This is a genomic window from Chryseobacterium limigenitum, assembly GCF_900114875.1.
In the GTDB taxonomy this organism is placed as follows: domain Bacteria; phylum Bacteroidota; class Bacteroidia; order Flavobacteriales; family Weeksellaceae; genus Chryseobacterium; species Chryseobacterium limigenitum.
This window is the reverse complement of the sequence record NZ_FPKW01000020.1, coordinates 1-24,726: the sequence shown is the minus strand read 5'-3', so window position 1 is coordinate 24,726 and position 24,726 is coordinate 1. Positions and strand designations below refer to the sequence as shown.

The window sequence follows — 24,726 nt, the reverse complement described above, 5'->3', positions numbered from 1 at the left end:
AATTAACAAAAAAATGGCTTGATTTATCAAGCCATTTTTATTTCGTCGAAATTTCTGAAACCGTTCAGAAAATCTTTGATATTCATTCTTTTTTTTCCTTCTAATTGTAATTCCAAAGGGAAATATATTCCATCTTTAGTATAGATTTTAAATTCATTTTTTGAAATATCTAAACTTCCGACAGGTTTTTCATGGCTTCCAATTTCAAATTTTCCGCCAAATATTTTCAAACCCTTTTCTTCTTCTCCAATTTTTAAAGTCGTAAAAGCAGCAGGGTAGGGTGACATTCCTAATATAAACTGATGAACTTCTTTTGAGGTTTTGGTCCAATCTATTCTTGTGTCTTCTTTAAAGATTTTATAAGCATTTTTAGGATGCTCAACATTGGGCTGAGGTTTTTCTTGAATTGAATTTTCCGCTAAACCGTCTAATGTTTTCACTACCAACTTTGAACCCATTTCCATTAATCTGTCATGAAGCTCTCCTGCATTTTCATCCGGGAAAACGTTTAATTCTTCCTGAAGTAAAATATTTCCTTCATCTATTTTTTCATTAATGAAGAACGTTGTGGCACCCGTTTTTTCTTCCCCATTGATAACAGCATAGTTGATTGGTGCAGCACCTCTGTAATCAGGAAGTAAAGAAGCGTGAAGATTAAATGTACCCATTTTAGGCATTTCAAAAAGAACTCTCGGCATCATTCTGAAAGCCACCACAATGAAAACATCAGCATCCAATTTTCTAAGCTCTTCCAAAAACTCGGGATTTCTCAATTTTTCGGGTTGAAAAACCGGAATATTATTTTCTGTCGCAAATATTTTTACAGGAGATTGATTGATCTTTTGTCCGCGTCCGCTTGCTTTATCGGCAACCGTTACAACGCCTACAACTTCATGGTGAGATAGATGAACAGCTTCCAGCGAAGTTTTTGCAAACTCTGGAGTGCCTAAAAAAACTACTTTCAATGATTTCATAATGCAAAGATAAACTCTTTGATTAAAAGATTAAAATCATTTAGAAATTCATCATGAAAATAGTATTCATTAACAATTATCTATGCTAATGCATACGTCCTAAAATTCAGCATTTTTACTTTTCCTGAGTCTAAAAGGTAAATCAGATTTTCTAAAATGTTTTCCTTTGGATGGTAACTCAATTGTACAGAAAGTTCTTCGATCGTTGCCGGTTTTTCGGTTAATAAGTTAACAATCTGATGAGAAATATTTTTCCCAAACATGGATTGTTTATTCTTTTCACAAACCGAACATTGACCACAGTTTTTAGAATTTTTTTCTCCAAAATAGGCTAAGATCATTTTCATTTTACAGTAATCGTTACTTTCTGTGTAAAATTTCATTTCTTCCCATTTCTGGATTTTGTTTCTTTGAATATGCTCAAACAGTTTCCAATAGCCACTGTTGATAACTCTTTCATCTCTCGGTTTTAAGAATTTTACGCTTGATAATGCACCGTCTACATATTCGAGATAATTTTTCTGCTGTAATTCTTTAAGTCTTTCTTTTATTAAATGAATGCTTATTCCTAGTTTATTGCTCACCTGCTGTTCGCTGAACAATACCTTATGCGTTGTAATCCCTGAAATTGTACGAAGTAGAAGCTCTATAAAATAGGCGTCTTTTTTGGGAAGCTGCTCGATGTCATCCGCCTTTATCATCAATTCTACAGAAGACAGGCTTTTATTGTCATTAAAATAAATGATTTCCTGATTGTGAAGAAAATTCAATACATTTTTAATCTTTGCGGTTGATAATTTGGTGAAATTTTGAATTCCTGCAGCGTTTAACTGAAATGTTTTCTCTGGCAATTCATATTCTGCAACCTGAAAAATAGAGTAGAGGTAAGTCACAATCTTTAAAAATTCCGCTTTATTAGGAGTTTGATTTTTTAAGATCTGATCAAAGTTTGATATTTCCTGCTGATTCCAAAGCATGAAGGCAAAACTGTCTTTCCCGTCTCTTCCTGATCTTCCGATTTCCTGATAATAATTTTCAATTGACGGAGCAGGCGAGAAGTGGATGACAAAACGAACATTATCTTTGTCGATTCCCATCCCGAAAGCATTGGTCGAAATTAAAACATTATTGTTATTTCTGTTCCAATGATTTTGTTTCGCATTTTTCTCTTTTGTAGTTAATCCTGCATGGAAAAAATCTACATTTTTTAATTGATTTTTATGTAAATATTCAGTTAATAATTCTGCTTCTTTTCTTGTGCGGACATATATAATCCCGGAATTATTATTATATTTTAAAATATTAAAAATTCGCTGAAATTTATCTGAAACCTCTTCTGTAAAGATTTTAATATTATCTCTTTTAAAGCTTTTATGAAAAATTTGAGGATTTTTAAGCTCCAGTTTAGTTTTAATTTCTTCCAATACTTTTGGAGTTGCTGTAGCAGTTAAAGCCAAACATGGAATTTCAGGATTATTTTTTCTAAACTCTTTTATATTTTGATAACTTGGTCTGAAATCCTGTCCCCATTCTGAAATACAGTGTGCTTCATCTACGGCGATAAATGACATCTGAATTTCTTCGATATTTTGTAAAAACTGTTTATTCGTCAGTCTTTCCGGAGAGACATAGAGAAGTTTTGTTAACCCGTCTTTGCATCTGTTATAAATGACTTCGGCATCAAAATCATCAAGCTCTGAAGACAGATATTCTGCTTCAATTCCACGGAATTTTAATTGATTGACCTGGTCTTTCATTAATGCCAAAAGTGGAGAAATGACAAGACAAGTTCCTTCCTTTAATAGCGCAGGAAGTTGATAACACAAGGATTTTCCGGCTCCTGTAGGTAAAAGAACCAACGTGTCTTTCTCGGTAAGAACTGAATTAATGATTTCTTCCTGAGAATCTCTGAATTCATCATATCCCCAAAAATATTTCAGGGTTTCATATTTTAATTTTTGAAAGTCTTGTTGAGAAATCATGAGGTAAAAATAAGGAAAGTATTGTATTGCAACAAAAAAAGTCACGCAATGCGTGACTTTAATATAATTAAATAATTAGTTTATTATTTAGCTTCAAAGTAAACTCTTCTGTTTGCTCTGTTTTTCCATTCAGGACACTTAGTAGCTGGGTCACACTCAGGGTATTTAAGGTCTTTTTCACCTTTACCGATAGCGTTTAATTTAGTAGATTCTACACCGTTTTTCACTAAGTAACTCTTAACGCTATTCGCTCTTCTTTCAGATAATTTTTGGTTATAAGCATCAGAAGCTCTAGTATCAGTTGCACCAACTACATTATAAGCTCCGTTTGAAGAATTAATATAGCTAACTGCATTGTTAAGAATAGGCGTATTAGATGGTAAGATTCTATCAGAATTTAAATCAAATTCAATTCCTTCTAAAGTTCTGGTATCATCAGTTACAGGTCCTGTAGGTGTTGCTGTAGGACAACCGTTGTTTTCAACAGGTCCGGGAACAGTTACACACTTATCGTAAAGATCGATTACTCCATCTAAATCTGTATCAAGAGCTACACCCGCACCGTCAACTCTTGCACCGGCAGGAGTATCAAGTTGTCTGTCCCAATCGTCGCAAACACCGTCATTATCAGCATCTCCTTTTTTACAAACTTCGATATCCTGGTTTTTGTTAGCCAATACATCTAATTTATAATAGATCTCCTGCAATGGGTCATGCCACATTAAGTGAGATTCGTGTTTTCCTAATTTTAAAGAAACTCCTAAAGTTGCATTAAAGAAGTTATCAGAAACTTGCTCTTCACGTTGGTTAACAGCACTGTATTGTGCACCACCACCATCAAACTCATCATCACCAGTCATTACATACATTAGTCTACCTTCGATATCTAATCTTCTGTTAACTTTGAATTTAAGACCAGCACCAGCCTGACCGAAGAATGAACCTAATTTAAAAGGCTTGATTTCAGTCATTAATCTTTGTCCGGTCTCATCTTTTTGATAAGCTTTGTATGCTAAAGTACCAATACCTGCATACCCGTGTAATGCCCATCTGTATGGAGAATGATTATCAACTCTTCTTAATAAATTTGAGAAGTTGATGTCTCCTAAGATAGAGATCGCATCATACTGAGTTCTACCTGCTACTTGCTGATATTTTGAAGCATCTGCAGGAGCTGCATCTTTAGTGTTGAACCAACCTTGTCTTGTTTCTCCTCTGTCATACTGAAGGTTAATACCGAAAGCATGAGTAATTGCTTTATCAATACTGATGTAAGCAGAATATCCAAAAAGATTTTTACCGTTACCGTTCTTGATTGACGTTAAATCCGCAGACTGAACCAAAGGAACACCTGCACCTACTGATACAGACCAGTCGTTAAATCTTTTAGATTTTTGTGTAAATGGAGAAACATTAGCAGAGCCGGAAGAAAATGTATTTGGGTATTTTCCGTTTGAAGAAACTGCCGTTGAGTCTTGTGCACTAATAGCCGAGGGAAAGGCTAATGCTAGTACAGCAATTGCTAAACTTAATTTCATAGTGTATTTTTATTTATTTTATTAAATAATTTTGTTTTAAGTAAAGAGAATTTACTTAATTTTTTTAGTTGTTTAAAAGTGATTGTTTATTTAGTAGGACAACCGTTGTTTTCTGCAGGACCAGGTACGGTTACGCACTTATCATATAAGTCGATAACACCATCAAGATCCATGTCTAAAGCAACACCTGCACCATCAACTCTTGCGCCAGCAGGAGTATTAAGCTCTCTATCCCAGTCATCACAAACACCGTCATTGTCATTATCTCCTTTTTCACAAACCATAAAGTCTGTTGAAGCATTTTCAAGAACATTTGTTCTGTAATAAGCTTCTTGTAAAGGATCATGCCAAGCTAAGTGAGACATATGTTTACCTAATTTAAATGATACACCTAAATTAACGGTCCACATATTATCGGATCTTCTGTCATTGATCATGTTGTATCTAGAAACTGTAGAGTTAGGATTATAGTCGTTTGGACTAGCCCATCCGCCACCATCGAACTCGTCATCACCACTTATGATGTACATTGTTCTAGCTTCAATATCAATAAGTTTTGAAACATTATATTTCAAACCTAAACCAAACTGATAGTAAATTGAGTTAATGTCAAGTTTCTGATCAATAAACAAAGGAATTCTTGCGGGAGTTGTACTCCATCTGTACTCGTTGTTGTCGTGTAGAGATGTGTTATAGTTCATGATTCCAATACCTCCATAACCATGTAGTGCCCATCTGTAAGTAGAATGATTGTCAACTCTTCTCAAAATATTTGAAAAGTTAACGTCTCCTAATAGAGCAATTTGGTTATACTTGGTTTTTGCAACTCCTACACCGGCTAATTGTCCGGGTACACCGTCCAACATACCTTTTTGATTTGTCTCACCTCTTTGGTAAATAATGCTTAAACCGAAAGTGTGTGAGATCTGCTTGTCTATACTTACGTAACTGTTATAACCCCAGTTAACCTTTTTGTCATAAAATGACGTAAGGTCTGATTGAGTCATAAATGCTGCACCTCCACCAACTGAAATACTCCAGTCGTTAAATCTTCTAGCCTTGTTGTCGAAAGTTTGGACATTGGCAGAACCTGAGGAAAAAGTATTCGGGTATTCGCTAGAGGAACTAACGGCGATACTGTCCTGAGCATAAGTAGCAATAGGCAAAGCGGCCAATAATAATAAACCTAATTTCATACAATATGTTTTATGTTTTATTTAAAAAAAATCTTTTAATAATATTCTAGAGAATTCCCTTTCAAAAAGATGTTTCTGATGAGGGACTTCTAACCTTTCTGATGTGAACTTCAATTCATCATATTTAACGATATCAATGTCTATTATTCTGTCGGCATAGCCTCCTGAAACCTTTGAATCGTTAATTCTTCCCATCTCAACTTCAATACTTTTAACAAAATCAAGTAGTTGAATTGGTGAAAGATGTGTGAATATAATTGATGCAATATTACAAAAAATATTGGAACTAGCAAATTCTACGGGCTCAGATGTTAAAAATTCACTAATTTTTAATATATCATTGCCTCCTTTTTTAATCTGTTCTAGGGCTTCTTCTAAATTTTTTTTTTTGTCTCCAATGTTACTCCCCAGTAACAAAACTACCTTATGCTGCGACATATTGGAAAATGATTGATTTATGAAAAGTTTTTTTAAAAATGTACTGGCAAATATAGTGGCAATTGTGATACTATGTGTCGTATTTTTCTTCTTTTTCATTATGATGCTTGTGTTTAGCGCAATGGGAAGTGACAAATCTATAGAGGTGAAAAAGAACTCGGTCTTAACTATTAATTTAAAAACAAATATAATAGACAGCCCTACGGAAGAGCAAACCGGAATATTTAATATTAATAATCAAAACAAAAGCATTCTGATTTATGATGCTATCGAAGCCATCAACAAAGCAAAAACTGATGATAATATTAAAGGTATAAGTATTGAAGCTGATGATCTTCATGCAGGGATTACCCAGATAGATGACCTAAGAAACGCGATTCAGGATTTTAAAAAGAGCGGAAAATTTGTGTATGCTTATGGTAATGCAGTTTCTCAGGCTTCTTATTATTTGGGATCTGTTGCTGATCAATATTATCTGAATCCATCAGGGATGATTGAGCTTAAAGGTCTTGCGACAGAAGTTGCTTTCTTCAAAGATTTTGCAGATAAATATGGTATTGGTATCGAAGTTATTCGTCACGGGAAATTTAAATCTGCTGTTGAACCATTTTTAAGAAATGATATTTCTCCTGAAAATAGGGAACAGCTAGGAACTCTTTTAAATGATATCTGGAAAAATACTTCTACAAGAATTGCTGCTTCAAGGAAAATTGATACGGCACAATTCAGAACAGTTGTTGACAGTTTATATGGTATGATTCCTGAATTGGGATTGAAACATAAGCTTGCGGATAAATTAATTCAAAAAACAGAATATGATGAATTAATTAAATCTAAATTAAGCTTAAAAGAGAAAGATAAATTAAATAAGATCTCTTTGGGTAAATATATTGCTTCTTATTCTGAAGATGATAAATCGGGTGATAAAGTTGCTGTTTTGTATGCATCAGGATCAATTAATAATGGAGACGGATACAATGATATTTATTCTGATAAGTATATTAAGTATATTAAAGAATTACAGGAAAACGATAAAGTTAAAGCTGTTGTTTTAAGGATTAATTCTCCCGGAGGAAGTGCCAATGCTTCTGACGAGATCTTATTTGAACTTCAGCAGTTAAAAAAGAAAAAACCTCTTGTTGTTTCTTTCGGAGATTATGCAGCGTCGGGAGGTTACTATATTGCCATGGCAGCTGACAAAATTTATTCAGAGCCAAATACATTAACTGGATCGATCGGAGTTTTCGGTGTTATACCTTACTTTAAGGATCTTGCCAATAAAAATGGAGTACGTTCTGACATTGTTGCTACCAACGCGAATTCTATGTATTACTCTTCTTTAAATGGCGTTAGTCCTTATGGAGTAAGTATGATTACAAGAAGTGTTGAAGGAACATATAAAAGATTTGTACACTTTGTTACGCAAAACAGAAAACAGACTTTTGAGCAGATCGATACGATCGGTGGAGGTAGAGTATGGAGTGGAACAAGGGCTAAACAAATTGGTTTGGTAGATGAATTGGGAACCCTAAACGATGCAATTAAATTTGCAGCCCAAAAAGGAGGTTTGAAATCATCTTACAATGTTGCCTCTTTCCCTAAAAAGATGACTCCATTTGAACAAATTTTTAATGATCTTAATGAAGACGAAATTTCTGCGAAGATCATTAAAAGTAAAATTGGTAAAGCAAACTATGAAATTTTGAATCAGATCACGAACGAGAAGTTACAGTCTGAGGTGAAAATGGAAATGCCTTATCAGATTAAAATAGACTAAATTATATTGTTTCATAAAAGAAGCCGGATTTGAATTTCAAATCCGGCTTCTTTGTTTTATTTTTTTATCTATAACTAGCTTTTCTTCGTAGCCATTCCGTAGACCCAAAGAACGATTAACGCTCCTCCTACAGCCAATAGCATACTTCTGAAATCGAAACTGTTTGTAGTTCCCCATCCTAAAAAGCTACCTATAAATCCTCCTACGAAAGCTCCAACAATTCCTAAGATGATGGTCATTAGCCAACCTCCTCCTTGAGTTCCGGGCATAATTAGTTTTGCAATTGCCCCTGCGATAAGACCAAAAATGATCCAAGTTAAAATTCCCATAGTTTTAAAATTTTTTAATTGTTAATATGAATGTGATTTACTAAATTAAAGAATTTTATGATAAAAATCATCTTTTCTTGAAAAAAGAATCTACAAATTCTGTACCATTAAACAATTGCAAATCTTGCATCTTCTCTCCAACGCCAATATATTTTACCGGAATCTGAAACTGATCAGAAATCCCGATCACAACACCTCCTTTAGCTGTACCGTCTAGTTTTGTAACTGCCAAAGCATTCACTTCAGTAGCGGCTGTAAACTGCTTAGCCTGTTCGAATGCGTTTTGTCCGGTAGAACCGTCAAGAACCAACAGGATCTCATGAGGAGCATCAGGAATAACCTTCTGCATTACTCTTTTGATTTTTGAAAGCTCGTTCATTAAGTTGATTTTATTATGAAGTCTTCCTGCCGTATCAATGATAACAACGTCCGCTCCCTGAGCTTGGGCACTTTGCACCGTATCAAAGGCAACAGAAGCCGGATCAGATCCCATTTCCTGCTTCACAATTGGAACGCCAACTCTTTCACTCCAAATCGTTAATTGATCAACAGCGGCAGCTCTAAACGTGTCTGCAGCTCCTAAAACAACTTTTTTACCTTCTGATTTAAATTGATGTGCCAATTTTCCGATCGTAGTTGTTTTTCCTACACCGTTCACGCCTACAACCATTATTACATAAGGTTTTTTTGAAGCATCAATATTTCCTGTTCCTGCGTGAGGATTTTCAAGCAATAATCCTGAAATTTCTTCACGAAGAATATTATCAAGCTCACTTACATTTACATATTTATCTCTGGCAACACGCTCTTCAATTCTTTCTATAATCTTGATGGTAGTGGATGCGCCTACGTCTGATGCAATAAGTATTTCTTCCAGATCATCCAGAACTTCATCATCTACTGTACTTTTACCGACTACGGCTTTTGTTATTTTTTCGAAAAATCCCTGACTGGATTTTTCCAATCCTTTGTCTAATGTTTCTTTCTCTTCTTTTTTGAAAATATTTTTAAACCAACTCATATTAGAATTTTGATTGTATAAGTAAGATGTTGTATTATCTCTCTTTATCACAAAGATAACAAAAAAACTACCCAAAAAATGAGTAGTTTTTTATATTGTAAATAAAGTGTAGATTATTTTTTCAAATAACCGTCAACTTCGTCTGCATTCATTACTTTTTCTTCGAAAACGTAAGCTCCTGATTTAGAAGACTTCACCATTTTCACAACTTTAGTCATTTTCTTAGACTGTCCGCTTTGTAGGGTTGCTACTACTTTCTTTGCCATGGTAAATTATATTTATAAATTACTTGATTTCTTTGTGAAGGGTAGATCTCTTAAGAACAGGATTGTATTTTTTCAATTCCAATCTCTCTGTAGTGTTCTTTTTATTTTTTGTAGAAATGTATCTAGACATTCCTGGCATACCACTTTCTTTGTGCTCTGTACATTCAAGAATTACTTGAACTCTGTTTCCTTTTTTTGCCATGATTTAGTTCTTTTTAATCAATCCGTTTCTAGTGCCTCTTTCGATAGCCTCTTCGATTCCAATCTTGTTAATCACTCTCAATCCATGAGCTGATACTTTCAGTGTTACGTGCTTATCTTGCTCCGGAAGGTAAAATTTCTTCTCTAATAAGTTAATTTCAAAACGACGCTTCGTTTTGTTATTAGCGTGAGAAACGTTGTTACCAACCATTGCACGCTTTCCTGTTATTTGGCAAATTCTTGACATATCTCGATGTTCTTATTTGTATAATATTTGAGGTTGCAAAATAACGAAGAATTTTTTAGATAGGCAAATCTTTTATAAAATATTTACAAATAACTGATTGGTTCATACTATTGAATTTCAACATAAGAATAATCTTCAGCTACCATGGGCATTGAGCCTGATAAAATTCATATTAACTTTATTAAGGAGCGATAAATTAATCTTATATCTTTGTTTTTAATTAATCTAAATAAAAATAATATGAAGAAGATTTCTATTTTATTATCCCTGCTTCCATTAGCAATGATGGCGCAAACCTTTACTGAAGTTCAGACCAGTATGAGTAATTACTACTATCCTGCAAGCGATATAGGAGATATTGATAATGACGAATTGCACGATATTGTCGTAAACGGAGCAATAGATTCTGATGGTGACGGAAATGTAGATACCACTTTTAACGGAATATATAAAAACAACGGAACAACATTCATTCCTTATGCTGATCTTGGCGCAGATGCAACGCATTTAGGAGATATAAAATTCATTGATTATAATAATGATGGTCTGGCAGATATTATTTCTACAGGGCTGAGTTATATGGATATTGTAAATTATAAACATTACAGATTCAGAAATACAGGTTCAGGGTTTGTGAAAGAAGCTGATCTGCCAGGTAAAATCTATGGTTCGATGGAAGTTTTTGATTTTAATCATGACGGTTTACAGGACTACGCATTGAATGGAACTCAGTATATTGATGGAATTGGGTTTGTTAATAAATTAGATTATTATCAAAATACAGGAAGCAGTTTTCAGGTATTTTCAGGATGGATGGAAGGTAGTCAAAACAGTAGTTTTAAAATGGTTGATCTAAATAATGATCATCTTATTGATCTCGTAATATTGGGCTACGACAGCAATAGTGATGCTATGTTTAAGGTGTATTTAAATATTGCAGGAACTTTGGCGCTTACCCAAACTCTTCCTCCATTAGCAAGTGGAAAACTGGAATTTGCCGATTTCAATGCTGATGGTTTTCAGGATGTTGTGGTTTCTGCGCAGGATCAAGAATATAAAGGATACCTCGCTGTTTTAATGAATGATGGGGCGGGACATTTAAATATTCAACAAATAAATACTCCGGAAATTTCAGATTCATCATTAAGTGTCGGTGACTTAAATAATGACGGTTACTACGACTTCATTGTATCAGGAAATGATGAAAATAATGATGCTATGGTGAAAGTTTTCACTTATAATCCAAGCAATCAAAATTTTACAGAAAATACAACTACAGGTTTGTACAACTTAGGAGGTCCGGGTTTTGTGCATCTACTTGACTATAATGATGATCATCACCTCGATGTTTTATTGTCCGGATTTGATTGGGCAGATCCGGGAATGCCTTCATTAACCAAAATCTTCAAAAACGTTTCGTCCGAAACCAATGTAAAACCCGCGCCTCCTACAAACCTGAATCTTACAAAAAACGGAAACAGATTTAATTTCTCTTGGAACGGCGCTTCCGATGATAAAACGCCGGTGAATGCATTACGCTATGAAATCAAAGTCGGAACTACTCCCGGAGCTCATAATCTTGCCAAATATGTCGTAACAACACCATCTTGGTTCTTGGATCTTGATCCTTCCATTCAGAACGTATATTGGAGTGTAAGATCGATTGATGCTTCAAAAGTATATTCCGATGCTTCTACAGAAAATACATTAGGAACTCAGAATATCAGCGTAGACAAACAATTCTCCATTTATCCGAATCCTGCGACAGAAAGGGTATTCATCAAAGGAGAACAAGTTTCTGATGTTGAAATGTATTCAATAGATGGCAGAAAACTGAATGTTACGTTGAGCAGCGATCAATCGATCAACGTTTCTCATTTTCCAAAAGGAGTTTATATGATTAAATTAAAAATAAAACAACAAGAAATCACCAAAAAACTCATTATTAAATAATTGAATTTTTCCTTAATCAATGAGAAAAGCCAGACGTCCAGCTGGCTTTTCTTTTCTCTACTTTTATTTTAAATGGCGACCCAGATATTTTCTGAGCCGCCATTTTATTTTTAATTGTTCAAATTATTTTAAACACAAATTTTCACAAATATTTTTCCACAAATAGCCACAAACATTTGTGTAAATCTGTGAAATCCGTGGAAAAAAATTACGCTTTTTTCATTTTATTCTGAACTCTTTTAATCAAGAAATAAAACAACAAGAATCCCAACGCAAAAAATGAAAATCTCGTCAGCAAATCGCCGCTCCTTGTGTAAAAAGTCTGCGTATCATAAAGATTAATTTTAGCAAACAAAGTCGTTTTATCGCCATAAAAAGTATCTTCTACAATTTCTCCTTTTGCGTTAATGTGAGCCGAAATCCCACTATTAGCAGCACGGGCAATTTCTCTTCTTGTCTCGATCGCTCTTAATTTTGCATATGATAAAAGCTGTTTGTGTCCTTCTGAAACGCCCCACCAAGAGTCATTGGTCATTATGGCGAAGAAATTGGCTCCTTTTTTTACATAATCGGTTACAAATTCACCATAAATGCTTTCATAACAGATGATTGGAGCAATTTTTCCCTTGTTAAAAGGATTCGAAAATGCAACTCTCTCTTTATCTGTTCCCAATGAAGCAACAGTTCCACCCAAATTAAGCATGGCATCACCTAAAAGCGGTTTTAAAATACTCATATAAGGGAAAATTTCAACACCGGGAACCAATTTTCCTTTGTGATAAACTTCTACTTTTTGGTTTGGAACGATTTGAACTGCAGAATTATAACTTTCAACCCAAAGTGAAGGATTAAGCTGATAAGCTTCTTTTGGTAACTTATCTTTTTTCGTATAAAAACGATGTGAAGAAATTCCTGTTGAGAAAACCGAACCCGGATGTTTTACAAGGAAATCTTTAACATTATTTAAAAGTAAACTCTTCTCAAAAGCAGTCTCAGAAATGGAACCTCTCCCTGGAAGTGCCGTTTCCGGAGCGATATAATAATCAATTTTTCCTTTTGAATTTCTTTCTGCAAGGCTTAAAAGATCATTTTCTATCGTTAAACTATCGGTTGAATATTTTTCTCCATAAGGATCAAGATCGGGCTGAAGCATCAAAACATTTACCTGTCCGATCGGTTTTTCATTAAAATTATTATATTTCGCCAATGAAATAATCATTGGGACAACAATTAAAACAGCTACAATAGCAGTATTTATAATTAAACTCTTTCTTTTTCGTCCGGCTTCCCAAATTCTTAAGGTGTAAAATATAAGAACATTAATCACCAGGATCCAGAAACTTCCGCCCGTTGCCCCCAACGTGTCATACCATTGAACGAATTTCGGATATTCGGAAAATACATTTCCAAGATTTAACCAAGGCCAGGTAAATTCCCAGTTCAAATGAAGCTTTTCAAAACTCATCCAGATCGCGACAAAAAAAGCAAGTCCCCAATAGGTTCCCTGCGCATTTTTATACCAGTGATAACATTGAAAAACCAAAGAATATAAAAGTGAATTAACCAACACCGGAAATACAACCGCCATCATAGAATGGCTTCCGTCAGGGTTTTTAGAACCGTACAGCCAGCCTGTGGTGACGATATTCCAGATCACAAAACACAGATAGGAAAGTCCGAAAACCACCCAGCTTTTTCTATTGAATTTAGAAAATTTTGAAACGCCATGTTCCATCATCAAAAGCGGAACAAGGGCAAAAAATATAAAGAACGGAATTCCGTAAGTTGGCCAGGATATAGACAACAGCATCGCCGAAATGAGCGTAAGTAGAACGTATTTCATTAATTTTATTTAACATACAAATTTAATGTTTTTGAAATGAATAAATTTGCAATTGATGTTAAAGAAAATTTACAAAATTATTATTGTTCCGTACACCTTGTTTTTGCTGTATCTCATGTTTTTAGGAATGGGGAGGTTTCAGTATGATGAGAATGTTGTGAGGATAAAACCTATTTTATCAACGATAGAATTTATTGAAGGAACCATTCGGTGGGAAGATATTATTAGAATTGTTTTGGGAAATGTGGTGATGTTTATTCCGTTTGGTTTTCTGGGCTGGATCTTTCCTGAGCTTAAAAATCTTAAAAACCTTCTCTTCTCTTTTATGTCTGCAATCGTTATCGTAGAAGCTCTTCAGTATTTTACGAGAATGGGAATTTGCGAAATAGATGATGTTATTCTCAATACTTTCGGGGTTTATTTAGGCTTTCTGATTTGCGGATTTTTAGAAAATAAATTCAGTCGTTGGGTGTAATTCTTTTTCAGTATTCGTTACATTTGTTAAAAACAATTTAAGATGGATAAGAAAGGATTTTTCGTAGAAGAGATCAAAAAGGAAGCACTTGGCGCTTGGAAAAGTATCGCGGTTGAAGTTCGTCCAAGTTCGTTTAAAAATGAAGACGGAAGTTTAAAACCGTTTTATTTAACAAGAGAATTCAGTTTTTTGCCGGAAGATAAATTTCAACTGGAAATTATTAATTATGCTGATGCTTACGGTAAAATCCCTTTGGTTAAAATATTGATAAAAGGAGAAATGGAGTGGCAGGGCGATCATCCCGTTGCAGAAGGCGCACAAAAAGTAGACTTTACAGCCAACGAGAGTTATGAAGTTACGCCATTGATCCAAAATTTTGCCGATGTTCTGAATAATCTTGCAAAAGATGGTTTTGATCAATGGGAAGTTGGGAAATCTCAGAATATTTCCAAGAAAAAGTTTATTCCTTTTGGATTAAAAGAAGGAGATATCTTCAAAGAATATGATCTGATTTACCTTTATAAAGATATGATGTTTTGGGGTGCAAGAAACGTCGACGGAAGAGGTTTTGATACCGAAGAAAACCGCCCGACGAATTTGCAGATTCCGATGGTTAGAAAGTGATATTTTTTTGAACCATTAAAATAAAACATTACTATTATCCATAAAGTTTTTCATTCCGGAGGAGTCTAAACACAGTAATTCACAGAATAATTTTTGTAAGCTATGTTTAGATTTCTCCGGATGACAGATAGGATGTTGAAAAATATTTTAGTATTTATCTGAAAAGCTTAACGACTTAAAAGACTTAATGATTTAAATTCTATCCATTCAATTCCTTTGCTCTTTTTTCAGCATTTAAAATTCCGTTTTTCAGGATTTCTTTGAAGTTATTTTCTTCAAAAGTTTTTAAAGCGGCTTCTGTTGTTCCGCCTTTGGAAGCGACATCTTTTATCAATTCTTCCAAATTTTTATCGGAATTATTAATTAAATGATAAGCTCCCAACATGGTTTGTTTTACGAAGAGTTTTGATAAATTCTCGTCAATTCCCATTTCCATTCCGGCTTTTATCATAGCGTCTACAATGTAGTAGAAATAGGCTGGCCCGCTTCCCGAAAGTGCGGTTACGCCGTCTAATAGATCTTCGTTTTCCAGATAAACCGATCTTCCTGTAGAATTCAATAATCTTTCAATATTAATTAACTGACTGAAAGAAATTCCTGCTGCAGAAGTATAGCCTGTAATCCCCATCCCGAGAAGGGTAGGAGAGTTTGGCATTGCTCTTACAACAAGAGGATGATTTAATAATTTCTGGATTTTTTCGATCTTAATTCCTGCCATGATCGATAAAACCATCTGATTTTCTTTTAGTTTAAATCTGAAATTTTCAGCAACATTTTGAAAATCCTGAGGTTTTACGGCAATGATGATTAAATCTGCATCCAATTGTTCTACATCATCAAAAATAGAAATGATAGAACGTGGGAATTCTTCTGATATTTTTGATAATTTGGACTCATTTCTTGTGATAAGATGCAAGCTTTCAGGCTTGATCAATTCATATTTCAAGAAAGATTTTGAAAATGACAAGCCCATATTTCCGGCTCCGAGAATCGCTATTTTCATGTGTGTTTTTTATCGAATTTTTAGCTAAAATAGCTAAAATATTTCTTATTCCACAGGAAATTCCGGTCTTCTCATCTTATATCTTGTTTGGGAAAGGCTCTGAAGGAAAGAAACAAGAGCCTTGGTTTCTTCTTTTGTTAAGTGTAAAGGTTTTAATAGCGGATCGGTCATCGGATACAAAATATCCGGCTATTTTTTTTCTCAGGCTTGAATCAATTTGATCTATTCTGCTGTTATAAAAATTCACAATGCCTTCCGGGTCTGAATCTACAGCTATTGTCAGAATATCAATCTGAATGTTTTTTATAAAATCTTAGGATAAAGTTATATAATATTCACCTCTCTCTCTAGTTCTATACCAAATTTTTCTTTTACAGAATTAATAATTTCGGTTGAAAAATCAAAAATTTCTTGACCTGTGGCATTTCCTGTAGCATTAATAATCACCAAAGACTGTAATTGATGAGAAGCAACGTTTCCGATTTGTTTTCCTTTCCAACCGGATTGTTCAATGAGCCAACCGGCGGGAACTTTTACAAATTCTCCGTTTGGATAGCCTTGAATGTTCTCAAATTTTTGCTTCAACTCTTCAAATTGAGCTAAAGGAACGGTCGGGTTTTTAAAGAAACTTCCTGCATTTCCTGTAACTTTTGGATCGGGTAATTTGCTTTGTCTGATATTGATTACCGCTTTGGAAACATCCTGAATTGTTGGATTTTCAATACCTAAATTTTCCAGTTCAGATTTTATTGCGCCATACTCTGTTTTGATAGCGTGATTCTCTTTTGTTAATCTAAATGAAACTTCCAAGATCACATATTTCCCTTTTCCTTCCTGCTTGAAAATAGAATCTCTGTAACCGAATCTGCATTTTTCAATGTCAAAAGTTTCTACTTCTAAGGTTTCCAGATTCAAAACTTTACAGTCTACAAAAATATCTTTGATCTCAGTTCCGTATGCTCCGATATTCTGCATTGGTGAAGTTCCTACATTTCCCGGAATTAAAGATAAATTTTCAAGTCCGCCAAGGTTTTTATTTAAACAAAAGAGGACAAATTCATGCCAGTTTTCTCCAGCTTTTGCAGTAACTAAAACTTCATTATCGTTTAAATTTTTTTCCGAAATTCCTTTTAAACTAAGTTTTATAGCTAATCCATCAAAATATTTTGTAAACAAAATATTACTTCCACCTCCAAGAAAAAGGAGGGAGAGAGTGTTAGCGTTTGAGAACTTTAAAGCATCTTTTAATTCTTCAATTGAATGTACTTCAACAAAATATTTTGCTTTGGCTTCTACACCGAAAGTATTGTAAGGTTTTAGAGAAAAATTTTCGTGCATGGCGTTATTTGTATTCTTTGGGAAGAATTTTTTCTAATTGATCTTTGAATTTTTGAAGCTGATAATAATGAATCGTGTCATTATAGGAATTGACAAATACATGAGAACTTTTTGATGTCTTGATCTGAAAAGTTTCATCCATTCCGTCCTGAGCCTGTAAACTTTCTGAACTTTTGATCTTGTCCAGCGTTTTTATATCGATAGATGAGGTTAATTTTTTCCAGGTTTGCGGGTCAATGGCAGAATTCCATTTTTTATGGATTTGTGAAGAAGTAGCTCCCTGCGTCAGATTGATGGAATCTTTTGTTAGTTTAATAATCTTATAACTTCCAAGTTTTCCGCCAACTGTTGAAAAACCAATGAATGTGATCTCATTCCTGTTGTTATCAGCTTTTGGTTGGGTTTCTTTCTGACAAGAAAAAAATATCAGCAATAAAAATGTTGAAAATAACATCTTCAAAGTATTGATCTTTATTGCTGACATCTTTATTAAATATTAAAGGTGGAACTCTAATTTATATTTTTCAAGAGCATCTTTTAAAATTTCGGCACTTCTTATCAAGTCCTGCTCTTTTAAAACGTATGCAATTCTTACTTGTTTTTTACCTAATTCCGGATTGCTGTAAAATCCTCCGGCTGGTGCAACCATGATCGTTTCGTTATTAAGAGAATATTTCTCTAGCAACCATTGAGCAAATTTTTCTGTATCGTCTACAGGAAGCTCGGCAACACAGTAGAATGCACCTTTTGGTTTCGGACAGATCACTCCGGGAATAGCATTTAGCTGATCAACCAAAACGTTTCTTCTGTGAGTGTATTCTTCTCTTACCGCTCTGATGTAGGCTCCGTCATTCTGGTGGGCTGCTGTTGCGGCAATTTGTCCCAATAAAACCGGGCTCAATCTTGCCTGAGCAAAAAGCATTGCTGCATCATGAATTTTTTTAGAACGCGTAAGCAGACATCCGATTCTTACGCCGCACATAGAGTAACGCTTAGATTCAGAATCTATAATGATGCAGTTTTCGCTTAATTCCGGGAATGCAAGCATTGAAATCTGTTGTTTTCCGTCATACACATATTCTCTGTAAACCTCGTCTGAGATTACAACGATATCATATTTTAAAGCAATTTCTGCTAATTTTTGAAGTTCTTCACGGGTATAAAGGTAACCTGTAGGATTTCCCGGATTACAGATAACGATCGCTCTTGTTTTTTCTGTGATTTTCTTCTCAAATTCTTCAATCGGAGGAAGTGCGAATCCTGTTTCAATAGTTGAAGGTACAGCCACTACATTTACATTGAAAGTACTTGTAAATCCGTTATAGTTAGCGTAATATGGTTCTGGAATGATTACTTCATCACCGTCGTCACATAACGTTGAAATCGCGAAGTTTAAAGCTTCAGAACCTCCGTTGGTTACAATGAAGTTATCAGGTGTAAGATCTGTGAAATCTAATGAATGATAATATTCTGTAAGTGCTTTTCTGTATTCTATATTTCCTTCAGAAAGTGCGTATTCTAATACTTTTAGATCAATGTTTTTTAAAGCATTTAAAGCCGTTTCCGGAGTTTCAATATCAGGCTGTCCGATATTAAGGTGATATACTTTTACTCCTTTCTGTTTTGCTTTAAGGGCAAAAGGAACCAGTTTTCTTACTGGTGATGGCGGCATGTGTTGTGCTCTGTTTGAAATATTCGGCATTGTTCAAAAATTTGTATGACAAAAATAACATTTAATTCTTCAATAATAAAATAATGAATAAACGCTTGTGATTTGAGTTTTTAAATCGATAAAGTTTTGTTTGTATTTTAATGGAATGTTTATTTTAATTAAGTTTTTAGTTTTAATTATTTATTTTAAAAAATTATGCTATAATGAATTTAATATGTTATTTAGTGTTATTTGTTTGAAATAAATATGTTAATATGCGTTTTGTATTGTTTTTTTATTAAATTTACGACGATAATTTTAAGTAATATGAAAATAAAACTATTTTTTGGAGCTTTAAATACTATTGCTCTTTTGTCGGCATCCTCTGTGATAGCGCAAAATTTTCAAACGATGCCTGTGCAATCCGGCTATAATGCTGATGTAATTGCTAATGGAGTCGGCTCTTCTACTATTTCTACCACTACAGATGTTGACGGGGTTTCTTTTGCTTTTGTAGCGAAAGATTTTCTGCTTACGTCTTCCAGTAGTCCTCTTACGTACGGTATACCTTCAGACGGGATGATCAATTCTGTGGTTGCAGGTACTCCGGGACTGAGTTATAAACTGGGAGATTTGAGTGGCAACAATTCTTTAAAACTTGCAAATACGAATGATACCGGAACTTTAGTGTTTTCTGCGCCAAAAGCAGCGGTTACTTTGTATATGCTTTCAACAAGTGGAAGTGGGGCATCTACAGCGAACGTTGTGGTTACTTTTACAGATAATTCCACGCAAACTTTTACCAATGTAAGTGTATCTGACTGGTACGGGGGTACAAATTTTGCCATTCAGGGGATTGGAAGAATTAACAGAAACACAGACGTTTTAGAAGCTAACTCAACAAACCCAAGATTATATCAGAATGCATTAGCAATAGATGCAGTTAATCAAACAAAACCAATACAAAGTGTAACGGTAACTAAAACTTCTACAGCTCAGGGATATACGAATGTGTTTGCATTCTCTGCTGAAGCTTTCTCAGATTGCTCGGCGCCTGCTTTACAGCCTGTGGGAACTTTAACAGCAAATTCAGCTCAGGTTTCATGGGCGGTTCCTGCTACTACGCAAGCTTCGGGCTATGAAATTTATTACAGTACTTCAAATACAGCTCCAACAAGTGGTACAACTCCGACTCTTACTAATATTCCGGGGACAAGTACAACGATAGGAAGCTTGTCTGCAAATACAGTTTATTATTATTGGGTAAGAACAAAATGTAATAATTCAACAGGTCAAAGTGTATGGTCGTTTTCCGGAACTTTCAAGACATTGTGCGGTCCTATGACTTCGATGTCTGAGAACTTTGATTCTTATGGTACAGGAAATATTGTTCCGGACTGTTGGGCAAGAATTATTAATACTACGGGATCTCAAACAATTACGTCTACTTCTCCGGCTTCAGGAACAAGAAATATTTATCAGTACAGTACAGCTGCACAAAATTCTACATATGTTGTGTTGCCTCAGTTTAGCAATATTAATGCAGGTACGCATTGGTTGAGACTTAAAGCTAGAGTAAGCGCTTCACCGGGAACTTTAGATGTTGGATATGTTACTGATGCTACGAATTCAGCAACTTTCACGTCTATTCAAACATTAACGATATCTAATATTGTATATACAGATCCAAATGCGGAGTATAAAGTAATAGTACCTTCTTCTGTACCAGCGAATGCAAGATTGGCTATCATGAATAAAAATGACGGTAAATCTTACTATTGGGATGATGTATATTGGGAAGCAATACCTTCTTGTCTCACACCAACTGCAGTTGTTGCTTCTAATATGACTACATTATCCGCTGATGTAACATGGACGGCGCCTTCTCCGGCTCCGGCAAATGGATATGAGTATTTTATTTCTACAACCAATACTCCGCCTACAGCTACAACGCCAGCTTCAGGAACTACGACTCTTACTACAATAAATATTTCTAATCTTACTCCGAATACAACTTATTATATTTGGGTACGTTCGGTTTGTAGTTCATCAGATGCAAGTGTATGGTCTTATCCGGTTACTTTCAAGACATTATGTGGGGCAATGACTGTGCTTTCTGAAAATTTTGATTCTTACGGAACAGGTAATGTTGTACCTGATTGCTGGATAAGATTAGCGGGGACCGGTAGCCAGACACTTACAACCACTACACCTGCTTCTGGTACAAGAAACGTTTACCAGTATACCGGCAGTACTTCTACACCTACAACGGTTGTTCTTCCTGTATTTAGTAATATTAATTCGGGAACTCATAAGCTGAGATTTAAAGCAAGAGTTACAACTACCGCAGGAGCTTTGCTTAATGTAGGATATGTTACCAATACAGCGGATGCCAATAGTTTTGTATTGCTTCAGGCTTTACCGATTTTGAACACTGCTTATACGGCTGCTAATTCAGAATATACGGTGGTGGTTCCGTCTTCGGTTCCTGCTAATGCAAGATTAGCCATAAAGAGTCCTAACGATGGAAAATCTTATTATTGGGATGACATCAGTTGGGAAGCTAATACATTGGGAACTTCTGAGGTTGCAGCCAAAAAAACACTTTCTGTATATCCAAACCCGTTCAGAGATGTAGTGTATATTTCTGATATGAAAGATGTGAAGTCTGTAACAGTTAATGATGTTTCCGGAAGAATTGTAAAACTTATCGATAATCCTGGAAAAGAGCTTAATTTAAGTACACTGAATTCAGGCTTGTATTTACTATCAATTACTTTCAGAGACGGTTCTAAATCAATCACGAAAGTTATTAAGCAATAAAATTTTAGACTTAAATAAACAGGGAAGGCAGCTATATTGGATATATGGCTGTCTTTTTTTTTATTTAATTAAAATTGTAAGACAAGGTTCATATAAATTTTGTTATTTTGAAAATTGTTAAAACCGAATTAAAATGCAAATTAAAGCAGATTCTGTAGAAGATTATATTTCTAAAATTCCTGAGGAAAGACAGGAGATATTCAAAAAAATATTTGATACAGTAACCGATAATTTACCCGAAGGTTTCCAGAAAGGAGTAAGCTATGGAATGATTGGCTGGAATGTTCCTCTGGAAACTTATCCTGCAGGGTATCATTGTACGCCGGGCTCACCGCTTCCGTTTATAGGACTGGCTTCTCAAAAGAATTTCATCGCGTTTTACCATATGGGAATGTATGCTAAACCTGAACTGCTGGATTGGTTTGTAGCCGAATTTCCAAAATATTCTAAGAGGAAGCTCGATATGGGAAAGTCATGCATCCGTTTCAAAAAAATGGATGATGTCCCATTGGAATTATTAGCTGAGATGAGCAAAAAAATGACTGTACAAGACTGGATTAATACCTATGAATCAAATTTTAAAAAATAAATTTTTACTAAAAATACTTGCTGCTGTTTTTCTTTTAAACTTAATTTTAAATTGTAGAAACTCACAAGTTTCAGGGTTAAAGAACGGTGATTTACTTTTTGTTACCGCAAAACCGACCGGACTTTCTGGAGCTATTAATAACGTCACGCAAAAACAAAAAAATGCTTCCTTCGATCATATCGGAATTTTAGAAAAAGATGGAAATCAGTTTTTTGTTCTCCATGCTGCTCCGAAAGGTGGTTCTCAAAAACAGAATTTAAAAGACTTTCTTAAGGATCAGGCAAATGACGGGCAAACAGTGATTGTATATCGATTAAAGCCTCAATATCAAAACACGATTCCCTCTGCAATTGAAAAAGGAAATACGATGTTGGGGAAGCCTTACAATTTCAATTATATTTTGGATGAAAACTCTTATTACTGCTCAGATTTTATTGAAAGGGCTTTCAGAAAAGATCATATTTTCAAATTGGAACCTATGACTTTCATTGATCCTAAAACAGGTAAAACGAACGAATTTTGGGAGCAATTTTATCAAAAGAAAAATCTTAAAGTTCCGGAAGGTGAATTAGGTTGCAATCCAAACGGATTGGCCGCGTCAGATAAATTGGAAAGAATTAAAATAATTAGGAATTAGGAATTAGGAATTAGGAATTAGTTTGAAAATAAATGTCTTCTTAAATAATTAGATATTTATAGTAGTATATCAATAGGAACGGGCTTTAGTCCGTTTTTTTATGTGAAAGTTCGAAATGTTTTCAGGTAAAAGTTGGAAAAAGCGAAATAAATTCAAAAATATTAGTCTACTAATTTGGTGGACTAATATTTTTTTATATTTTTGTCAAAGATTTAAAACAAATGAGATGAATTAAATCAACAAAAGTCTAACCCCAAAAAAAAGTTAGTTATGATTACACCCAATCCAACTGTGCAGGTTTTACACAACAGAATTAGCCTGGCTAAAAAAGAATTGATACTGGAAATAGAATTGAATGGGAAAATGAAATTCGAACATTTGATGAATACCATTTATAATCAGTTCGGAATTTATCACAAGGTGTTATCAGCTAATGTGGAGTACGTAAACGGACGTAGTTTTGGTTCTGTACAATTATATATTAATGTAACTTCAGAAGAGTATCAGGAACTGGAATTCTTTCTGAATAAAAATAAACTTTTAAATACAACTGTAGAATATCTCTGCAGAAAGTATTTTTAGGGGAGGTTCATATAGTTTTAATTACGAAAGTGTTCAGTTTACTGAGCACTTTTTTTATTTTAAATCATAATTAAAAAAAAGGTATTTTTAAGCTAAATTAAAATCAAAATCTATGATCACTCTAATTATTGTAATAGTTTTAGTTGTACTATTTCTTCTGTATGGAGTTTCCATTTACAACCGTCTTGTAAAACTGAAAAATCTGGTTCAGGAAGCCTGGAGCAGTATTGACGTGATGCTTAAAAAACGTCACGACCTTATCCCGAATCTTGTGGAAACGGTAAAAGGGTATGCTACCCACGAACGTGAAACATTGGACAGCGTGACGAGAGCAAGAGCTCAGGCTGTAGGTGCCAATTCTGTTGAATCAAAAGAAGCCGCAGAGAAAAATCTGAATCAGGCAATGATGAATTTATTCGCTGTAGCAGAACAATATCCTGATTTGAAAGCAAATACGAATTTCCAACAATTACAATCTGAACTGACTTCCATAGAAAACGATATCGAAAAATCCAGAAGATATTATAATGGAACCGTTCGTGATAATAACACATTGGTAGAAACTTTTCCTAGTAATATTATTGCAAATATGTATAAATTTCAGAAATCTCCGTTCTTCGAATTGGAAAATGCAGCAGAAAGAGAAGTTCCAACCGTAAAGTTTTAAAGAATGAAAAGGTTTTTAGTACTTTTTTATTTACTGACTTTTACGCTGGCTTTTTCGCAGGAAGAAGATAGTCTAAGTATTAATAAAGACGGAATTGAACGGATCACTTCTTTCCATTCTGATATTAATGTTGATAAAAAATCTGCCCTGAATATTACAGAAAACATCAACGTCCACAGTCTGGGAATCAATATTAAAAGAGGAATTTATCGCGCACTTCCTTTGTCGAGAAATTTAAATAACCTGAGCTCGGGATAAGAAACAGAATAAAAATTTGCAATAAAAAGCAATAATTCGTATATTTAAGTTTCTGACATTCAAATATTTAAACGAACTATTGCTTATGATTTTGAAAGACCAAATTACAAATATTTTTGTACAAGTTGACGATTTTTGTAAAGAATTTGACTCCCAAATCAAGCAAATGAAACTTCAAACACTCGGAGATCACAAAAAGAGAAGAAACAGAAAATCGGTAATGTCGGATTCTGAAATCATTACCATTATGATTGGCTTTCATTTGGGCGCTCACAAAACGTTTAAGCATTATTATAAGCAAATTGTTTGTGGTT

The 24,726-nt window shown here is 34.4% G+C and carries 25 protein-coding genes and 1 pseudogene; 11 read left to right on the top strand and 15 right to left on the bottom strand.

The features are described 5' to 3' along the window. Nucleotides 1-26: 26 nt before the first annotated feature. The 5 genes from fmt to folK form a co-directional block, all read right to left on the bottom strand. Nucleotides 27-974, bottom strand: coding sequence for a methionyl-tRNA formyltransferase (fmt, locus tag BT156_RS18210; RefSeq protein WP_072412284.1), 948 nt, complete (start codon nucleotides 972-974; stop codon nucleotides 27-29). An 80-nt stretch (nucleotides 975-1,054) separates the two neighbouring features. After that, complete coding sequence (locus BT156_RS18205) at nucleotides 1,055-2,956, bottom strand: RecQ family ATP-dependent DNA helicase (protein WP_072412282.1); 1,902 nt, start codon at nucleotides 2,954-2,956, stop codon at nucleotides 1,055-1,057. Between the two features lie 83 nt (nucleotides 2,957-3,039). Beyond that, nucleotides 3,040-4,494, bottom strand: coding sequence for an OmpA family protein (locus BT156_RS18200; protein WP_072412281.1), 1,455 nt, complete (start codon nucleotides 4,492-4,494; stop codon nucleotides 3,040-3,042). A gap of 86 nt (nucleotides 4,495-4,580) precedes the next feature. Next, nucleotides 4,581-5,690 (bottom strand): flagellar motor protein MotB, encoded by a 1,110-nt coding sequence (locus BT156_RS18195; protein ID WP_072412279.1) that lies wholly within the window; start codon nucleotides 5,688-5,690, stop codon nucleotides 4,581-4,583. Nucleotides 5,691-5,711: 21 nt separating this feature from the next. Next, a complete protein-coding gene (folK, locus tag BT156_RS18190) occupies nucleotides 5,712-6,128 on the bottom strand; it encodes a 2-amino-4-hydroxy-6-hydroxymethyldihydropteridine diphosphokinase (RefSeq protein WP_072412356.1) in 417 nt (138 codons plus the stop codon). Nucleotides 6,129-6,147: 19 nt separating this feature from the next. Between folK and sppA the strand changes: the two genes are divergently transcribed. Then, nucleotides 6,148-7,905, top strand: a complete 1,758-nt coding sequence (gene sppA / locus BT156_RS18185; protein WP_072412277.1) for a signal peptide peptidase SppA — start codon at nucleotides 6,148-6,150, stop codon at nucleotides 7,903-7,905. A 74-nt stretch (nucleotides 7,906-7,979) separates the two neighbouring features. Here sppA and BT156_RS18180 read toward each other — a convergent pair whose 3' ends face one another. The 5 genes from BT156_RS18180 to rpmB all read right to left on the bottom strand — a co-directional run bounded on the left by BT156_RS18180 (nucleotide 7,980) and on the right by rpmB (nucleotide 9,969). After that, complete coding sequence (locus BT156_RS18180; RefSeq protein WP_072412275.1) at nucleotides 7,980-8,234, bottom strand: GlsB/YeaQ/YmgE family stress response membrane protein; 255 nt, start codon at nucleotides 8,232-8,234, stop codon at nucleotides 7,980-7,982. 67 nt (nucleotides 8,235-8,301) lie between these two features. Beyond that, nucleotides 8,302-9,255: a signal recognition particle-docking protein FtsY gene (gene ftsY / locus BT156_RS18175; protein ID WP_072412354.1), complete on the bottom strand. Its 954-nt coding sequence runs from the start codon at nucleotides 9,253-9,255 to the stop codon at nucleotides 8,302-8,304. Nucleotides 9,256-9,368: 113 nt separating this feature from the next. Continuing rightward, a complete protein-coding gene (locus tag BT156_RS18170) occupies nucleotides 9,369-9,521 on the bottom strand; it encodes a DUF4295 domain-containing protein (protein ID WP_002976755.1) in 153 nt (50 codons plus the stop codon). Between the two features lie 19 nt (nucleotides 9,522-9,540). After that, a complete protein-coding gene (rpmG, locus tag BT156_RS18165) occupies nucleotides 9,541-9,723 on the bottom strand; it encodes a 50S ribosomal protein L33 (protein WP_027373683.1) in 183 nt (60 codons plus the stop codon). A 3-nt stretch (nucleotides 9,724-9,726) separates the two neighbouring features. Next, on the bottom strand, nucleotides 9,727-9,969 hold the full coding sequence (rpmB, locus tag BT156_RS18160; RefSeq protein ID WP_054511814.1) for a 50S ribosomal protein L28: 243 nt from the start codon (nucleotides 9,967-9,969) through the stop codon (nucleotides 9,727-9,729). Between the two features lie 240 nt (nucleotides 9,970-10,209). On the opposite strand from rpmB, the gene BT156_RS18155 reads away from it, so the two are divergent. Further along, nucleotides 10,210-11,922 carry a T9SS type A sorting domain-containing protein gene (locus tag BT156_RS18155; protein ID WP_072412273.1) on the top strand — a complete coding sequence of 571 codons (1,713 nt, stop codon included), beginning with the start codon at nucleotides 10,210-10,212 and terminating at the stop codon, nucleotides 11,920-11,922. A gap of 208 nt (nucleotides 11,923-12,130) precedes the next feature. On the opposite strand, the gene lnt is transcribed toward BT156_RS18155, so the two are convergent. Further along, the gene (gene lnt, locus BT156_RS18150; RefSeq protein WP_072412271.1) at nucleotides 12,131-13,765 is read right to left on the bottom strand and encodes an apolipoprotein N-acyltransferase; all 1,635 of its coding nucleotides are present in this window, start codon (nucleotides 13,763-13,765) and stop codon (nucleotides 12,131-12,133) included. Nucleotides 13,766-13,820: 55 nt separating this feature from the next. On the opposite strand from lnt, the gene BT156_RS18145 reads away from it, so the two are divergent. Both BT156_RS18145 and BT156_RS18140 read left to right on the top strand, forming a co-directional pair. Beyond that, nucleotides 13,821-14,240 carry a VanZ family protein gene (locus BT156_RS18145; RefSeq protein ID WP_072412269.1) on the top strand — a complete coding sequence of 140 codons (420 nt, stop codon included), beginning with the start codon at nucleotides 13,821-13,823 and terminating at the stop codon, nucleotides 14,238-14,240. A gap of 42 nt (nucleotides 14,241-14,282) precedes the next feature. Beyond that, entirely contained in the window at nucleotides 14,283-14,864 is a 582-nt protein-coding gene (locus BT156_RS18140) for a hypothetical protein (protein WP_072412267.1), read from the top strand. 199 nt (nucleotides 14,865-15,063) lie between these two features. On the opposite strand, the gene proC is transcribed toward BT156_RS18140, so the two are convergent. The 4 genes from proC to BT156_RS18120 all read right to left on the bottom strand — a co-directional run bounded on the left by proC (nucleotide 15,064) and on the right by BT156_RS18120 (nucleotide 18,907). Beyond that, a complete protein-coding gene (proC, locus tag BT156_RS18135; protein WP_072412265.1) occupies nucleotides 15,064-15,867 on the bottom strand; it encodes a pyrroline-5-carboxylate reductase in 804 nt (267 codons plus the stop codon). 324 nt (nucleotides 15,868-16,191) lie between these two features. Beyond that, a complete protein-coding gene (gene murB, locus BT156_RS18130) occupies nucleotides 16,192-17,205 on the bottom strand; it encodes a UDP-N-acetylmuramate dehydrogenase (protein WP_072412263.1) in 1,014 nt (337 codons plus the stop codon). Between the two features lie 4 nt (nucleotides 17,206-17,209). After that, nucleotides 17,210-17,689 (bottom strand): hypothetical protein, encoded by a 480-nt coding sequence (locus BT156_RS18125; RefSeq protein WP_072412262.1) that lies wholly within the window; start codon nucleotides 17,687-17,689, stop codon nucleotides 17,210-17,212. 12 nt (nucleotides 17,690-17,701) lie between these two features. Then, on the bottom strand, nucleotides 17,702-18,907 hold the full coding sequence (locus BT156_RS18120; RefSeq protein ID WP_072412260.1) for a pyridoxal phosphate-dependent aminotransferase: 1,206 nt from the start codon (nucleotides 18,905-18,907) through the stop codon (nucleotides 17,702-17,704). Between the two features lie 276 nt (nucleotides 18,908-19,183). On the opposite strand from BT156_RS18120, the gene BT156_RS18115 reads away from it, so the two are divergent. The 7 genes and pseudogenes from BT156_RS18115 to BT156_RS22655 form a co-directional block, all read left to right on the top strand. Then, nucleotides 19,184-21,679, top strand: coding sequence for a fibronectin type III domain-containing protein (locus BT156_RS18115; protein ID WP_072412258.1), 2,496 nt, complete (start codon nucleotides 19,184-19,186; stop codon nucleotides 21,677-21,679). Nucleotides 21,680-21,812: 133 nt separating this feature from the next. Next, entirely contained in the window at nucleotides 21,813-22,268 is a 456-nt protein-coding gene (locus tag BT156_RS18110; RefSeq protein WP_072412256.1) for a DUF1801 domain-containing protein, read from the top strand. Then, nucleotides 22,246-22,905: a YiiX/YebB-like N1pC/P60 family cysteine hydrolase gene (locus BT156_RS18105; RefSeq protein WP_083582396.1), complete on the top strand. Its 660-nt coding sequence runs from the start codon at nucleotides 22,246-22,248 to the stop codon at nucleotides 22,903-22,905. Before BT156_RS18110 ends, BT156_RS18105 begins: the two co-directional genes overlap by 23 nt. Nucleotides 22,906-23,175: 270 nt before the next feature. Then, a complete protein-coding gene (locus BT156_RS18100; RefSeq protein WP_072412254.1) occupies nucleotides 23,176-23,487 on the top strand; it encodes an NIL domain-containing protein in 312 nt (103 codons plus the stop codon). Between the two features lie 112 nt (nucleotides 23,488-23,599). Further along, entirely contained in the window at nucleotides 23,600-24,154 is a 555-nt protein-coding gene (locus tag BT156_RS18095; protein ID WP_072412252.1) for a LemA family protein, read from the top strand. Between the two features lie 3 nt (nucleotides 24,155-24,157). Continuing rightward, nucleotides 24,158-24,412, top strand: coding sequence for a hypothetical protein (locus tag BT156_RS18090; protein ID WP_072412250.1), 255 nt, complete (start codon nucleotides 24,158-24,160; stop codon nucleotides 24,410-24,412). An 85-nt stretch (nucleotides 24,413-24,497) separates the two neighbouring features. Continuing rightward, a pseudogene (locus BT156_RS22655) lies at nucleotides 24,498-24,726 on the top strand (IS982 family transposase); the annotation flags it as partial.